Origin of the sequence: Zwartia hollandica (genome assembly GCF_019923725.1) — a bacterium.
Classification (GTDB): Bacteria; Pseudomonadota; Gammaproteobacteria; order Burkholderiales; family Burkholderiaceae_B; genus Zwartia; species Zwartia hollandica.
In genome coordinates, this window is the sequence record NZ_JAHXRI010000006.1 from 329,109 (window position 1) to 344,582 (window position 15,474).

Sequence of the window (15,474 nt, forward strand, 5' to 3'; positions counted from 1 at the left end):
TAATATGACAACTCAACAAGCCGTGGCGGTATCACCGAAGACGTTGAAAGACTGGGTACATGACGGTCAGGAAATTGCCTTGCTTGATGTTCGTGAGCACGGCCAATATGGCGAGGAACATTTGTTCTATGTGGTTTCAACACCGTACAGCAAGCTTGAAGCAGAGGTTGATCGCCTGGTCGGACGTAAAGATGTGCGTATGGTTTTAGTCGGTGATGATGTCGGCGAACTCTCGCGAAAAGCTTGCAAGCGTTTAGCAGACCATGGGTATACCAACCTGCACTATTTGGATGGCGGCATGGCCGCCTGGAAGGAAGCTGGACTTGAGGTGTTTGCGGGCGTCAACTTACCGAGCAAAGCGTTTGGTGAGTTGGCAGAACATGCCTTTGATACGCCTCGGATCACGGCGCAAGAGTTGAATGAGAAGATTAAAAATAAAGAAGACATGGTCATTCTTGATGGACGACCCTATACCGAATACCGCAAGATGAGTATTCCTACGGCGATCTGTTGTCCGAACGGTGAGTTACCTTTACGCATAGACGATATCGCGACCAGTCCTGAAACCACGATCGTGATTAACTGTGCTGGCCGTACGCGCAGCATTATCGGCGCCCAGACGCTCATTAACCTCGGAGTAAAAAATAAAGTACTTGCTCTTGAAAATGGAACACAGGGTTGGTATCTCGCAGATTTTGCGCTTGATCATGGCGCAGCAAAAAGACACGCCCTGGCTGTCGACCCTGCAGCTGCAAAGCAACGTCAAGCAAGAGCGCGTGCTCTTGCACAAAAACATCATGTGCCATTTGTGGCCGGCACTCAAGTTCAACAGTGGCTCGCAGAAAAAAATCGTACGACCTTCTTATGTGACGTACGCACGCCTGAAGAGTTTGCACAAGGAACTATTCCTGGTGCGCAACACACGCCAGGTGGACAGCTGGTCCAAGCCACAGACCAATATGTTGGTGTGCGCGGCGCCCGTTTAGTATTGTTTGATAATGATGGTGCCCGAGCACCAGCGATGGCCTCTTGGTTGGCTATGTTGGGTTGGGATGTCGCCGTTTGCGAAGACGCCTTACAGCACAAATGGAGTCCTGTTACGAAAGCGAATCAGTCCAAGACGCCCGAACTGGAAAAACTTCTCCCTGCGGAACTTAAAGCGTCGCTCGACAAAGGTGCGCTCTTGTTAGATTTGCGCGTTAGCACCAAGTATCGCGAAGGCCATGTGCGTGGTGCGCAGTGGGCAACCAGACCTACGCTGGCAACGATCGCAGAATTGAAAGGCAAGTCAGTGATTCTGTTCGTCGATGACGCAGTGGTTGCAGACCTTGCTGCGCTGGACCTAACTGAGCTTGGGGTTAGCAAGGTACAAGTTTGTTTAGCGACCAAAGAGCAATGCGTATCGGCAGGCTTAGACTGGATTGCTACTGCAAATGAGCCCACAGATAGTCAAAGTATCGATTATCTGTTCTTTGTGCATGATCGCCATGACGGCAACAAAGCGGCTGCGCGGCAATATTTGGCTTGGGAAATGAACTTGTTGGCGCAAATTGATGAGCAGGAGCGAAGTGGCTTTAGGTTGCCGCACTAAGAAAAATCGCCATAACTCAAAATTACTTTACGCGTCCGGGTTTTGGTGAATTCGGATCACTAAGTGCCTTCGATAGTTGCTACAACCTCCCGACTTTCTTGACAATTCGGAAAAGTTCCATCATAATCGTCGGTTCTCTTGTGGAGAGGTGCCCGAGTGGTTAAAGGGGGCAGACTGTAAATCTGTTGGCCTTGCGCCTACGTTGGTTCGAATCCAACCTTCTCCACCAAAGAGGCGAACGCTTAGACGTACGCAAGCTCGAGACGGGCGGGTGTAGCTCAATGGTAGAGCAGAAGCCTTCCAAGCTTACGACGAGGGTTCGATTCCCTTCACCCGCTCCAGTGGCTCGTGCAGGTTGTGCCTAGTAAAAAAGAAGTCGCAGTAACGAGATTTGCAGTGCAAAGTAAACATGCAGTAAGCGGTTCATATAGATTTTAGGTTCGTGGGGCCCAGCCCGGCGAGCGCGCCCATGTGGCTCAGTGGTAGAGCACTCCCTTGGTAAGGGAGAGGTCACGCGTTCGATCCGCGTCATGGGCACCAGTAGAAAGCAGTTTGTACTAAATACAGGTTATTTATTTTTCATTCGCTTCAATTCCGGTCAGGAGTCAGCCATGGCAAAAGGTAAATTCGAACGCACCAAACCACACGTAAACGTCGGCACAATTGGCCACGTTGACCACGGCAAAACGACGCTGACCGCAGCGATCACAACGGTGCTGTCCAAGAAGTTCGGCGGTGAAGCCAAAGCGTACGCGCAAATTGATGCAGCACCTGAAGAGCGTGCACGCGGCATTACGATTAACACCGCACACGTTGAGTACGAGACAGCGAACCGTCACTACGCACACGTTGACTGCCCCGGCCACGCCGACTACGTCAAGAACATGATTACTGGTGCAGCGCAGATGGACGGCGCGATTCTGGTGGTGTCGGCCGCTGACGGCCCAATGCCCCAGACACGTGAGCACATTTTGTTGAGCCGCCAGGTGGGCGTGCCTTACATCATCGTGTTCCTGAACAAGGCGGACATGGTGGATGACGCCGAGCTGCTTGAGCTCGTCGAGATGGAAGTGCGCGAGCTTCTCTCGAAGTACGACTTCCCAGGCGACGACACGCCAATCATCAAGGGCTCGGCTAAGCTCGCTCTTGAAGGCGACACGGGCGAGCTCGGTGAGCAGGCGATCATCGCCTTGGCCGACGCACTGGACAACTACATCCCAACACCCGAGCGCGCCATTGACGGCACGTTCCTGATGCCAGTCGAAGACGTCTTCTCGATCTCGGGTCGCGGCACTGTGGTGACTGGCCGTATCGAGCGCGGAATTGTGAAAGTCGGCGAAGAAATCGAAATCGTCGGCATCCACGACACACTGAAGACCACTTGCACGGGCGTTGAGATGTTCCGCAAGTTGCTTGACCAGGGTCAGGCGGGCGACAACGTCGGTATTCTGCTGCGTGGTACCAAGCGCGAGGAAGTCGAGCGCGGTCAGGTGTTGGCTAAGCCCGCATCGATCAAGCCACACACCGACTTTACCGCCGAGGTGTACATTCTGTCCAAAGAAGAGGGTGGCCGTCATACGCCATTCTTTAACGGCTATCGTCCACAGTTCTACTTCCGTACGACGGACGTGACGGGCACGATCGATTTGCCAGCAGATAAAGAAATGGTTCTGCCAGGCGACAACGTGGCCATGACAGTGAAGTTGTTGGCACCGATCGCCATGGAAGAAGGTCTGCGTTTTGCAATCCGCGAAGGTGGCCGTACCGTCGGCGCCGGCGTCGTTGCTAAAATCCTGAAGTAATTAAGAGTAGACGGCGGCCACCGAAAGGTGTCCGCTTTTTTAGCAGTGCAGGTCTAGGGGCATAGCTCAATTGGCAGAGCGTCGGTCTCCAAAACCGAAGGTTGGGGGTTCGAGGCCCTCTGCCCCTGCCACCGCCAAAAAAATTACGAAGCGCACATTAACCGTGCGAACGTGCTGAAAATGTCAAATACAACGATTGAAAACGTAACAAGTACTGCAGACCGACTCAAGTTGGGTCTAGCTGTGGTCGTCATTATTGCGGGTATCGTTGGCTTTTCTGTCCTCGACTCCAAAGTACCGCTAGTTGGCCGTATTGCTATTTTCATTGGCAGCTTAGTGCTTGCCGCAGTGATTGCCTGGTTCAGTGAGCCAGGTCGACGCACGATTGCATTTGCACACGAGTCTTATAACGAGGTGCGCCGTGTTGTTTGGCCTTCTCGCAAAGAAACGATGCAAATGACAGGAATTGTGTTTGCGTTTGTTGCAGTGATGGGTTTGTTTCTTTGGGCCCTAGACAAAATCATTGAGTGGTTGTTGTTCGGTGTATTGCTAGGCTGGAAATAACAAGGACGATCCATGAGTAAACGTTGGTATGTCGTTCATGTCTATTCCGGCATGGAAAAAAGTGTTCATAAGGCGATGCTTGAGCGAATCGAGCGGGCTGGATTGCAAGCCTCTTTTGGTCAAGTGCTAGTTCCTTCCGAGGAAGTGGTCGAGTCCAAAGGTGGTCAGAAGTCAATTTCTGAGCGGCGGATTTTCCCAGGCTATGTTCTGGTTGAGATGGAGCTGACAGATGAAACGTGGCATGTGATTAAAAATACGCCGCGTGTAACAGGATTCCTAGGTGGTTCGGGTAACCGTCCCACGCCGATTTCTGAAAAAGAAGTCGCGAAAATTTTGTCGCAAATGGAAGAGGGCGTTGAAAGACCTCGTCCAAAAGTCTTGTTCGAAGTGGGCGAGATGGTGCGCGTCAAAGAAGGTCCGTTTGCAGACTTCAACGGCAACGTCGAAGAAGTCAATTACGAGAAAAGCAAGGTGCGGGTATCGGTTGCAATTTTTGGCCGCTCCACACCTGTTGAGCTCGACTTTAGTCAGGTTGAAAAGACCTAATTTTATTAACCCCGGGGAGCTCGACGCTGAAAAGCATGAGCGTTTGAACCCGTAAGGAGCAAAGCATGGCGAAGAAAATCGTCGGCTTCATCAAGCTGCAAGTGCCAGCTGGTAAGGCCAACCCATCACCACCGATCGGGCCAGCGCTCGGTCAGCGTGGCTTGAACATCATGGAATTTTGTAAAGCGTTTAACGCTAAGACACAGGGCCTCGAGCCTGGTCTGCCCATTCCAGTGGTGATCACCGCGTTTGCGGACAAGAGCTTCACTTTCATCATGAAGACGCCACCAGCGTCCATCTTGATTAAGAAAGCAGCAGGCATTCAAAAAGGCTCACCTCGCCCACATACCGACAAAGTCGGTAAGTTGACGCGTGCTCAGGCCGAAGAAATCGCGAAAGCCAAAGCGCCTGACCTGACGGCAGCTGACTTGGATGCAGCGGTACGCACCATTGCTGGCAGTGCGCGCAGCATGGGCATCACGGTGGAGGGTCTCTAATCATGGCAAAAGCATCTAAGCGCATGGCAGCGGTCGCTCAAAAAATTGATCGCGCCAAACTCTACCCGGTCACAGAAGCAATCACTCTTGTTAAAGAGTGCGCAACAGCAAAATTCGATGAGTCAATCGACATCGCTGTGCAGCTCGGGATTGACCCAAAGAAATCTGACCAACTGGTTCGCGGCTCTGTTGTGTTGCCAGCCGGAACCGGCAAAACGGTCCGCGTCGCTGTGTTCGCTCAAGGCGACAAAGCCGAGCAAGCCAAGGCCGCGGGTGCAGATATCGTTGGCATGGAAGACCTTGCTGAGCAGATTAAGGGCGGCGTATTTAACTTTGACGTCGTCATTGCCTCGCCTGACACAATGCGTATTGTCGGAACCCTGGGTCAGATCCTTGGCCCACGCGGTTTGATGCCTAACCCCAAGGTGGGTACGGTAACTCCCGACGTTGCACAAGCAGTAAAAAATGCGAAAGCCGGTCAGGTTCAGTACCGTACGGACAAGGCAGGAATCGTGCATGCCACGATAGGTCGCGCTTCGTTTGCCGTTGATCAGCTCCAGAAAAATCTGGCAGCGTTGGTCGATGCGTTGAATAAAGCACGCCCTTCGGCATCGAAAGGTATTTATCTCCGCAAGCTCGCCGTCTCATCCACAATGGGTGGCGGTGCGCGCGTGGAAGTAGCATCGCTGACGGCGACTCAACAGTAATCGTTAGCAAGTAAAAGACTTTGGGCTGCACCCGGACTTGTCCGGGTGTTGCTGTCAAAGACCGCTGGAGCCCAGCTCGTCGCAAGAGAATCCTCTTTTGCACAGAGCGAAGCTTAATCCCAGGATGTTTCTGGATCCAGCGCAGACGGCGTCCACGGAAGATTTCTTTTTAAGAACTCGACCAGGTTCGCCGCATTCGGTTGATGCAACGGGAATTTTTCCCAGCGCATCTTTTGATGGAGTGTTCAAACCGTGAGTCTCAATCGTCAAGAGAAGGCGATCGTAATCGAGGAAGTCACGACGCAAGTCGCGAAAGCCCAATCGATTGTGGTCGCAGAGTACCGTGGTCTGGACGTCGCCTCTGTCACCGTACTGCGCAAAAAAGCGCGTGAGTCGGGCGTGTATCTTCGAGTCCTCAAAAACTCGTTGGCACGCCGAGCAGTTGCAGGCACGCCTTTCGAGGCATTGTCTTCAAAGCTCGCTGGTCCGCTGATCTATGGCATTAGCGCCGACCCAGTCAACGCCGCAAAAGTGCTCGCAGCATTTGCGAAAGACAACGATAAGCTAGTCATCAAAGCTGGGGCATTGCCCAACAGCATCCTTGATGTCAATGGTGTGAAGGCTTTGGCCACCATGCCTTCACGCGAAGAGTTGCTTTCCAAATTGTTGGGCACGATGCAGGCACCGATCGCGCAATTTGTTCGTACCCTCAACGAAGTTCCGACCAAGTTCGTACGCGGCCTCGCAGCCGTGCGCGACCAGAAGCAATCCGCGTAAGCGGGTTGTAGAAACCTCATTGAAAGACACGCGATACCAACCCCTGGCAAATTATTTAATCTGGAGTTCTACAAATGGCTACTAAAGCTGAAATCCTCGACGCAATCTCTGGCATGACTGTGCTTGAGCTGTCCGAGCTGATCAAAGAAATGGAAGAGAAATTCGGCGTGTCGGCTGCTGCCGCTGCTGTTGCTGTTGCAGCACCTGCTGCAGGCGGCGGCGCTGCTGCTGCTGAAGAGCAAACCGAATTCAACGTCATCTTGACCGAAGCCGGCGCAAACAAAGTTAGCGTCATTAAGGCTGTTCGCGAGATCACTGGTCTTGGCTTGAAAGAAGCTAAAGATCTGGTTGACGGTGCACCAAAGGCTGTTAAAGAAGGCGTTGCTAAAGCTGATGCTGAAGCTGCCAAGAAGAAGCTTGAAGAAGCTGGCGCTAAGGCTGAATTGAAGTAAGCCTGTCAGCATTCGCCCGGGACTGCGATTCGCGCTCCCGGGCGTTTGCGTCTTCAGAAAACCCTTCTTACGTTAACGCTAGTCGTGTTTTCTGAAGTCGTTTTGTAGTACCTGAAGTTCCTGAAGTCATACCCTGTGGCCGTGGTTGACGGCCTATGTAACCTCGAGTCGGAGTGCTCATGCCTTACTCGTTTACCGAAAAAAAGCGCATCCGCAAAAGCTTCGCGAAGCGTGAGGACGTGCAAGACGTTCCCTTTCTGCTTGCGACACAGCTTCAATCTTATCTAACCTTCTTGCAGGCTGATGCGTCAGCCTCTGCTCGTAAAGAGCAAGGGCTGCAGGCAGCTTTTAGTTCTATTTTTCCGATCTCCAGCCACAATCACATGGCCAGACTCGAGTTCGTCAGCTATAGCCTTGGCGAGCCAGTGTTTGACGTCAAAGAATGTCAGCTGCGCGGTTTGACTTATGCCTCTCCTTTGCGTGCGAAAGTGCGTTTGGTGTTGCTTGACCGCGAGGTCAGCAAGCCCACCGTTAAAGAAGTGAAAGAGCAAGAAGTCTACATGGGTGAAATTCCGCTCATGACCAGCACCGGCTCGTTCGTGATCAACGGCACAGAGCGCGTCATCGTGTCGCAGCTGCATCGCTCGCCAGGCGTGTTCTTTGAACACGATCGCGGCAAGACGCACAGCTCGGGCAAGTTGTTGTTCTCGGCACGTGTGATTCCTTACCGTGGCTCATGGCTCGACTTCGAATTCGACCCCAAGGACGTTTTGTTCTTCCGCGTCGACCGTCGTCGTAAGATGCCCGTCACGATTCTGCTCAAGGCAATTGGCCTCACGCCTGAAGCGATCCTGTCGCAATTCTTCGAGTTCGATCAATTCGAACTGCAGCCTGAGGGCGGCATGATGGAATTCGTGGGCGATCGCTGGAAAGGTGAAGTTGCACGCTTTGACATCACAGACCGCAGCGGCAAAGTGCTTGTTGAAAAAGACAAGCGCGTGAACGCAAAGCATCTGCGTGATATCGCTGCTGCGAAAATTCAGCGTATTTCGGTCCCTGAGGACTTCCTCATTGGCCGCGTCATAGCAACAAACATCGTTGACGCTGAAACTGGCGAACTGATTGCTGCTGCAAACGACGAAATCGCTGAAAGCACGTTAGCTGCCCTGCGCACAGCTGGTGTTAAAAATATTCAAACGCTCTACACCAACGATCTCGACCGTGGTCCGTACATTTCGCAAACCTTGCGTACCGATGAAACCGCCGACCAGATGTCCGCGCGCGTTGCAATCTACCGCATGATGCGTCCTGGCGAGCCACCAACCGAAGACGCAGTCGAAGCACTCTTCCAGCGCCTGTTCTACGCAGAAGAAACCTACGACTTGTCACGCGTGGGTCGTATGAAGGTCAATAGCCGTTTGGGTCGTGGTGATGACATCACCGGCCCAATGACATTGACCAATGACGACATCCTAGAGACCATCAAAGTCTTGGTTGAGTTGCGTAACGGTCGCGGTCAGATTGACGACATCGATCACCTCGGTAACCGTCGTGTACGTTGCGTAGGTGAACTTGCTGAGAACCAATTCCGTGCTGGTTTGGTGCGTGTTGAGCGGGCAGTGAAAGAACGTCTTGGCCAGGCCGAGACTGAAAACCTCATGCCGCACGACCTGATTAACTCCAAGCCAATTTCGGCTGCTATCAAAGAGTTCTTCGGTTCGAGCCAGCTGTCACAGTTTATGGACCAGACCAACCCCTTGTCAGAGATCACGCACAAGCGTCGAGTTTCTGCATTGGGACCAGGCGGTTTGACGCGCGAACGTGCGGGCTTTGAAGTGCGCGACGTGCACCCAACCCACTATGGTCGCGTTTGTCCAATCGAGACACCAGAAGGCCCGAACATCGGCCTGATCAACTCGATGGCGCTTTACGCACGTCTGAACGAATACGGCTTCCTCGAGACGCCTTATCGCAAAGTCGAAAACGGTAGCGTGACAGATCAGATCGAATACCTGTCCGCGATCGAAGAAAGCAATTACGTGATTGCGCAGGCTAACGCCGAGCTCAGCGAAAGTGGCAAATTCACAGACGAACTCGTCGCATGCCGTCAGGCTGGCGAAACGCTGTTGACTGCGCCAGCAAACGTGCATTACATGGACGTTGCACCTTCGCAGATCGTATCGGTTGCAGCATCGCTGATCCCTTTCCTTGAGCACGACGACGCGAACCGCGCGTTGATGGGTGCCAACATGCAACGCCAGGCAGTGCCTTGTTTGCGTCCTGAGAAGTCATTGGTTGGTACGGGCGTTGAGCGCACCGTTGCAATCGACTCGGGCACAACAGTGCAAGCTTTGCGCGGCGGAGTCGTGGATCACGTTGATGCAGACCGCATCGTGATTCGCGTGAACGACGAAGAAAACGTTGCAGGCGAAGTCGGCGTTGATATTTACAACCTGATTAAGTACACGCGTTCAAACCAGAACACCAACATTAACCAGCGACCAATCGTTGGTCGTGGCGACATCGTCGCTGCTGGGGACGTGTTGGCTGACGGTGCATCGACAGATTTGGGCGAGCTCGCGCTTGGCCAGAATATGTTGATCGCGTTTATGCCCTGGAACGGCTACAACTTCGAAGACTCGATTTTGATCTCCGAAAAAGTTGTTGCCGATGATCGTTACACTTCGATTCACATCGAAGAATTGACGGTCGTTGCGCGCGACACAAAGCTTGGACCAGAAGAAATCACACGCGACATCAGCAACCTTGCTGAAACACAACTCAACCGTTTGGATGAGTCGGGTATTGTGCACATTGGCGCCGAAGTTCGTGCCGATGACGTGCTCGTCGGTAAAGTCACACCGAAAGGTGAGACACAGCTGACGCCTGAAGAGAAACTGCTGCGTGCAATTTTCGGTGAAAAAGCATCTGACGTAAAAGACACTTCGCTGCGCGTGCCGTCCGGCATGATTGGCACAGTGATCGACGTTCAGGTCTTTACACGTGAAGGCATCGTGCGCGACAAGCGTGCGCAATCCATCATTGATGATGAGTTGCGTCGTTATCGCCAAGACTTGAATGATCAGCTGCGTATCGTTGAAAACGATACCTTCGATCGTATCGAGAAGTTGCTCATCAAGAAAATCGTCAACGGCGGCCCTCGCAAGCTTGCAAAGGGAACTGCGATCACCAAAGAGTATCTGGTTGATCTCGATCGCTGGCAGTGGTTTGACATCCGTTTGGCTGATGAAGCCAATGCGGTTGTACTTGAGCAGGCCAAAGAGTCGCTCGAGCAGAAACGCCACCAGTTTGATCTCGCCTTTGAAGAAAAGCGTAAGAAGCTCACGCAAGGTGACGAATTGCCACCGGGCGTCTTGAAGATGATTAAGGTGTACCTCGCCGTTAAACGTCGTCTGCAACCAGGCGACAAGATGGCAGGTCGTCACGGTAACAAAGGTGTTGTGTCACGTATTACGCCAGTGGAAGATATGCCACACATGGCAGACGGCACACCTGCTGATATCGTGCTGAACCCCTTGGGCGTTCCTTCACGCATGAACGTGGGACAGGTGCTTGAAGTCCACCTGGGTTGGGCTGCAAAAGGTCTGGGACATCGTATTGGCGATATGTTGCGCGACCAGCAAAAGGTCGAAGTCAAGAAGATCCGCACATATCTCGATAAGATGTACAACGGCAGCGGCACCGGCGCACGCATTGATGAGCTCAACGACGATGAGGTGATCGAGCTTGCTCAGAACCTCAAGAACGGTGTGCCCTTTGCAACGCCAGTGTTCGACGGTGCAACCGAAGCCGAAATCACGAAGATGCTTGAGCTTGCCTACCCTGACGAAGTTGCCCAGCAAATGGGTCTGACCGAGTCGCGCACACAAGCCTGGCTCTACGATGGACGTACTGGCGAGCAGTTTGAGCGTCCAGTCACCATGGGCTACATGCATTACCTGAAGCTGCACCACTTGGTCGACGACAAGATGCACGCGCGTTCAACTGGTCCTTACTCGCTCGTCACGCAGCAACCTCTGGGCGGTAAAGCTCAGTTCGGTGGCCAGCGTTTCGGTGAGATGGAAGTCTGGGCGCTCGAAGCATATGGCGCGTCGTACACGCTGCAAGAGATGCTCACAGTTAAGTCTGATGACATCAACGGCCGCACCAAGGTATACGAAAACATTGTCAAAGGCGATCACACGATCGATGCAGGCATGCCTGAATCGTTCAATGTGTTGGTCAAGGAAATTCGTTCCTTGGCGCTTGACATGGATCTGGAGCGTAAATAATGAAAGCGCTACTCGACCTATTCAAACAGGTTTCGCAAGACGAACAGTTCGATGCCATCAAGATCGGCATCGCCTCGCCCGAAAAGATCCGCTCGTGGTCTTACGGCGAGGTACGCAAACCAGAAACGATTAACTATCGTACCTTCAAGCCTGAGCGCGACGGTTTGTTTTGCGCCAAGATTTTTGGTCCTATCAAGGACTACGAATGCTTGTGCGGCAAATACAAACGCCTGAAGCATCGTGGCGTAATTTGTGAAAAGTGCGGTGTCGAAGTTACCGTCGCCAAAGTGCGTCGCGAGCGCATGGGCCACATCGAGCTTGCGAGCCCAGTTGCGCACATCTGGTTCTTGAAGAGCTTGCCATCCCGGTTGGGTATGGTGCTCGACATGACCTTGCGTGATATCGAACGCGTGCTGTACTTTGAAGCATGGTGCGTGATTGAGCCAGGCATGACTCCGCTTAAGCGTGGTCAAATCATGTCGGACGACGATTTCATCGCCAAAACTGAAGAGTACGGTGATGACTTCCGCGCCTTGATGGGTGCTGAAGCGGTTCGTGAATTGTTGCGCACAATCGACATCGATCGCGAAGTGGAAACGCTGCGCGGCGAGTTGAGCGCGACAACCTCCGAAGCGAAGATCAAAAAGATTTCCAAGCGCCTCAAAGTATTGGAAGGCTTCCAGAAGTCCGGTATCAAAGCCGAATGGATGGTGATGGAAGTCTTGCCCGTGTTGCCACCGGACTTGCGTCCGTTGGTACCGCTCGATGGTGGTCGCTTTGCGACTTCCGATTTGAACGATTTGTATCGCCGCGTCATCAACCGTAACAACCGGTTGAAGCGTCTGCTTGAACTCAAGGCGCCAGAGATTATTCTGCGTAACGAGAAGCGGATGCTGCAAGAGTCTGTTGACTCGCTGTTGGATAACGGCCGTCGCGGCAAAGCGATGACGGGCGCCAACAAGCGTCAGTTGAAGTCCCTTGCCGACATGATCAAAGGCAAGAGCGGTCGGTTCCGTCAAAACTTGTTGGGCAAGCGCGTCGACTACTCAGGCCGTTCGGTCATTGTGGTCGGTCCACAGCTCAAGCTGCATCAGTGTGGTTTACCTAAGCTGATGGCGCTTGAACTCTTTAAGCCTTTCATTTTCAATCGCCTTGAGCTCATGGGCTTGGCGACGACCATTAAGGCGGCCAAGAAATTAGTTGAAAGCCAAGAGCCAGTGGTTTGGGATATTCTCGAAGACGTTATTCGTGAACATCCGGTGATGCTTAACCGTGCACCAACGCTGCACCGCCTTGGTATTCAGGCATTCGAGCCTGTGCTGATTGAAGGTAAGGCAATCCAGTTGCACCCACTCGTTTGCGCGGCGTTTAACGCCGACTTCGACGGTGACCAGATGGCTGTGCACGTGCCACTCTCGATTGAGGCACAAATGGAAGCCCGCACATTGATGCTGGCATCCAACAACATTCTGTTCCCTGCAAACGGCGAGCCATCGATTGTTCCTTCACAGGATATCGTGCTGGGCTTGTACTACGCGACGCGTGAGCGCACCAACGGCAAAGGCGAAGGCATGTTCTTTGCTGACGTCGCTGAAGTGCAGCGTGCGTACGACAATCGCGAAACCACCCTGCAGACGCGCATTACTGTGCGCCTGCCAGAATGGTCACGCGACGCGCAGGGCGAGTGGGTTGCTGGTGTGCAGCGCGTAGAGACCACCGTTGGTCGCGCACTGCTCTCCGAGATTCTGCCAAAGGGCTTGCCTTTCTCGGTGCTGAATCGTGCACTTAAGAAAAAAGAAATTTCACGCCTGATTAACCAGTCGTTCCGTCGTTGCGGTTTGCGTGACACGGTGATCTTTGCTGACAAGCTGATGCAGTCGGGCTTCCGTCTTGCAACGCGCGGTGGTATTTCGATCGCCATGGGCGACATGCTTATTCCAAAAGGCAAGGCCGATATCTTGGCCGAAGCCAGCCGCGAAGTGAAAGAGATCGACAAGCAGTACTCGTCGGGCTTGGTGACCTCGCAAGAGCGTTACAACAACGTGGTGGACATTTGGGGTAAGGCTGGCGATAAAGTGGGCAAGGCCATGATGGAGCAGTTGGCTACCGAGCCGGTCGTTGACCGTCACGGTGACAATGTCCGTCAAGAGTCGTTCAACTCGATCTACATGATGGCTGACTCAGGCGCGCGTGGTTCTGCTGCGCAGATTCGCCAGCTTGCTGGTATGCGTGGTCTGATGGCTAAGCCAGACGGCTCCATTATCGAGACGCCAATTACGGCAAACTTCCGTGAAGGTTTGAATGTACTCCAGTACTTCATCTCAACACACGGCGCACGTAAAGGTTTGGCTGATACTGCACTGAAGACTGCAAACTCGGGTTACCTGACACGTCGTTTGGTTGACGTGACACAGGACTTGGTGATCACCGAAAATGATTGCGGTACAACGCATGGTTATTCGATGAAGGCGTTGGTTGAGGGCGGTGAAGTGATCGAGCCCCTGCGCGAGCGCATTCTCGGTCGTGTAGCCGCTGTTGACATCGTCAATCCTGACACACAAGAGACCGCGATCGCTGCGGGCACCTTGTTGGATGAAGATCTGGTCGACTACATCGATAAGCTCGGCGTGGACGAAGTTCGTGTTCGTACACCGCTGACTTGCGAAACTCGTCACGGTTTGTGCGCACATTGCTATGGCCGCGATCTGGGTCGTGGTTATCTGGTTAACGTCGGTGAAGCGGTTGGTGTGATTGCCGCTCAGTCGATCGGTGAGCCAGGTACACAGCTCACGATGCGTACGTTCCACATCGGTGGTGCTGCATCGCGTTCGGCGATGGCAAGTGGTGTTGAGACCAAGTCAAACGGTACGGTTCGTTTTGCGAGCTCGATGCGTTATGTGACGAACCCCAAGAAAGAGCGTATTGCGATTTCGCGCTCGGGTGAAATCATCATCATGGGCGAGAACGATCGCGAGCGCGAACGTCATAAAGTGCCTTACGGTGCGACACTGCAAGTCAGTGATGGCGATGTCTTGAAAGCTGGCGCGCGTTTAGCCACGTGGGATCCGCTCACACGTCCGATCGTGTCTGAATACGCCGGTACCGTGCGCTTTGAGAACATCGAAGAAGGCGGTACGGTTGCCAAGCAGGTTGATGAAGTGACTGGTTTGTCGACGCTCGTTGTGATTACGCCTAAGACGCGTGGTGGCAAAGTTGCGATGCGTCCACAGATCAAGCTTATCGGTGAGAAAGGCGAAGAGGTTAAGATCGCCGGCACTGATCACTCGGTCAATATTTCCTTCCCAGTCGGCGCACTCATCACGGTACGTGATGGTCAGCAGGCTCAGGTCGGTGAAGTGCTGGCGCGTATTCCGCAAGAATCGCAAAAGACTCGCGATATTACTGGTGGTTTGCCACGCGTGGCAGAGCTGTTCGAAGCACGTTCACCCAAAGACGCTGGCATGCTTGCCGACGTAACGGGTACCGTTTCGTTCGGTAAAGACACAAAGGGTAAACAGCGTCTGGTGATCACAGACCTTGAAGGCATTGCGCACGAGTTCCTGATTCCGAAAGAGAAGCAGGTGCTGGTCCATGACGGTCAGGTTGTGAACAAAGGCGAAATGATTGTTGACGGCCCAGCCGATCCGCACGATATTCTGCGCTTGCAGGGTATTGAGCGCCTCGCTACCTATGTCGTTGACGAAGTCCAAGACGTTTACCGTCTGCAAGGCGTGAAGATTAACGACAAACACATCGAGGTGATTGTTCGCCAGATGTTGCGTCGAATCAACATCGTTGATGCGGGCGACACATCGTTTATTACAGGCGAACAGGTCGAGCGTGCCGAGTTGCTCAATGAAAATGACCGTATGGAAGCGGACAACAAGCGTCCAGCAACGTACGACAACATTCTGTTGGGCATCACCAAGGCATCGTTGTCCACGGACTCCTTTATCTCCGCTGCGTCCTTCCAGGAAACTACCCGCGTACTCACCGAGGCTGCCATTATGGGCAAGCGCGATGACCTCCGCGGTCTGAAAGAAAACGTCATCGTTGGTCGACTTATTCCAGCAGGTACCGGGATGGCCTACCACGTGGCGCGCAAAGAGAAAGAGGCATTCGAGGCGGCGGAACGCGAAGCCGCACGTCAGCAGGCCAACCCATTTGAGGATGCTCCCGCCGCCGCTGAGGCGCCAGAAGCAACCGAAGAATAGGCGGCCTGTCGAAAGAAAGACTCAACCAGACT

At 53.2% G+C, this 15,474-nt stretch carries 10 protein-coding genes and 4 tRNA genes; all 14 read left to right on the plus strand.

Features of this window, described 5'->3' with window-relative positions; translation table 11 throughout:
* The first annotated feature begins 4 nt into the window (after nucleotides 1-4).
* Nucleotides 5-1,591 (plus strand): rhodanese-like domain-containing protein, encoded by a 1,587-nt coding sequence (locus tag KZZ10_RS04865; RefSeq protein ID WP_259660375.1) that lies wholly within the window; start codon nucleotides 5-7, stop codon nucleotides 1,589-1,591.
* Nucleotides 1,592-1,733: 142 nt separating this feature from the next.
* A tRNA-Tyr gene (locus KZZ10_RS04870) sits at nucleotides 1,734-1,820 on the plus strand.
* A 38-nt stretch (nucleotides 1,821-1,858) separates the two neighbouring features.
* Nucleotides 1,859-1,932 (plus strand) — tRNA-Gly (locus KZZ10_RS04875).
* A 124-nt stretch (nucleotides 1,933-2,056) separates the two neighbouring features.
* Nucleotides 2,057-2,131, plus strand: a tRNA-Thr gene (locus KZZ10_RS04880).
* Nucleotides 2,132-2,202: 71 nt separating this feature from the next.
* Complete coding sequence (gene tuf / locus KZZ10_RS04885; RefSeq protein ID WP_259660376.1) at nucleotides 2,203-3,393, plus strand: elongation factor Tu; 1,191 nt, start codon at nucleotides 2,203-2,205, stop codon at nucleotides 3,391-3,393.
* A 55-nt stretch (nucleotides 3,394-3,448) separates the two neighbouring features.
* A tRNA-Trp gene (locus KZZ10_RS04890) sits at nucleotides 3,449-3,524 on the plus strand.
* Between the two features lie 49 nt (nucleotides 3,525-3,573).
* Nucleotides 3,574-3,957 carry a preprotein translocase subunit SecE gene (gene secE / locus KZZ10_RS04895; RefSeq protein ID WP_259660377.1) on the plus strand — a complete coding sequence of 128 codons (384 nt, stop codon included), beginning with the start codon at nucleotides 3,574-3,576 and terminating at the stop codon, nucleotides 3,955-3,957.
* Between the two features lie 12 nt (nucleotides 3,958-3,969).
* Nucleotides 3,970-4,503 carry a transcription termination/antitermination protein NusG gene (gene nusG / locus KZZ10_RS04900; protein ID WP_259660378.1) on the plus strand — a complete coding sequence of 178 codons (534 nt, stop codon included), beginning with the start codon at nucleotides 3,970-3,972 and terminating at the stop codon, nucleotides 4,501-4,503.
* Nucleotides 4,504-4,568: 65 nt separating this feature from the next.
* Nucleotides 4,569-5,000, plus strand: coding sequence for a 50S ribosomal protein L11 (gene rplK, locus KZZ10_RS04905; protein WP_259660379.1), 432 nt, complete (start codon nucleotides 4,569-4,571; stop codon nucleotides 4,998-5,000).
* Between the two features lie 2 nt (nucleotides 5,001-5,002).
* The gene (gene rplA, locus KZZ10_RS04910) at nucleotides 5,003-5,707 is read left to right on the plus strand and encodes a 50S ribosomal protein L1 (RefSeq protein WP_259660380.1); all 705 of its coding nucleotides are present in this window, start codon (nucleotides 5,003-5,005) and stop codon (nucleotides 5,705-5,707) included.
* A gap of 252 nt (nucleotides 5,708-5,959) precedes the next feature.
* A complete protein-coding gene (gene rplJ / locus KZZ10_RS04915) occupies nucleotides 5,960-6,484 on the plus strand; it encodes a 50S ribosomal protein L10 (protein WP_259660381.1) in 525 nt (174 codons plus the stop codon).
* Between the two features lie 74 nt (nucleotides 6,485-6,558).
* Nucleotides 6,559-6,936 carry a 50S ribosomal protein L7/L12 gene (gene rplL / locus KZZ10_RS04920; RefSeq protein WP_259660382.1) on the plus strand — a complete coding sequence of 126 codons (378 nt, stop codon included), beginning with the start codon at nucleotides 6,559-6,561 and terminating at the stop codon, nucleotides 6,934-6,936.
* A 179-nt stretch (nucleotides 6,937-7,115) separates the two neighbouring features.
* Nucleotides 7,116-11,228, plus strand: a complete 4,113-nt coding sequence (gene rpoB / locus KZZ10_RS04925; RefSeq protein ID WP_259660383.1) for a DNA-directed RNA polymerase subunit beta — start codon at nucleotides 7,116-7,118, stop codon at nucleotides 11,226-11,228.
* Nucleotides 11,228-15,442, plus strand: a complete 4,215-nt coding sequence (gene rpoC, locus KZZ10_RS04930) for a DNA-directed RNA polymerase subunit beta' (RefSeq protein ID WP_259660384.1) — start codon at nucleotides 11,228-11,230, stop codon at nucleotides 15,440-15,442. The genes rpoB and rpoC overlap by 1 nt, the downstream gene beginning before the upstream one ends.
* The last annotated feature ends 32 nt before the right edge of the window (nucleotides 15,443-15,474 follow it).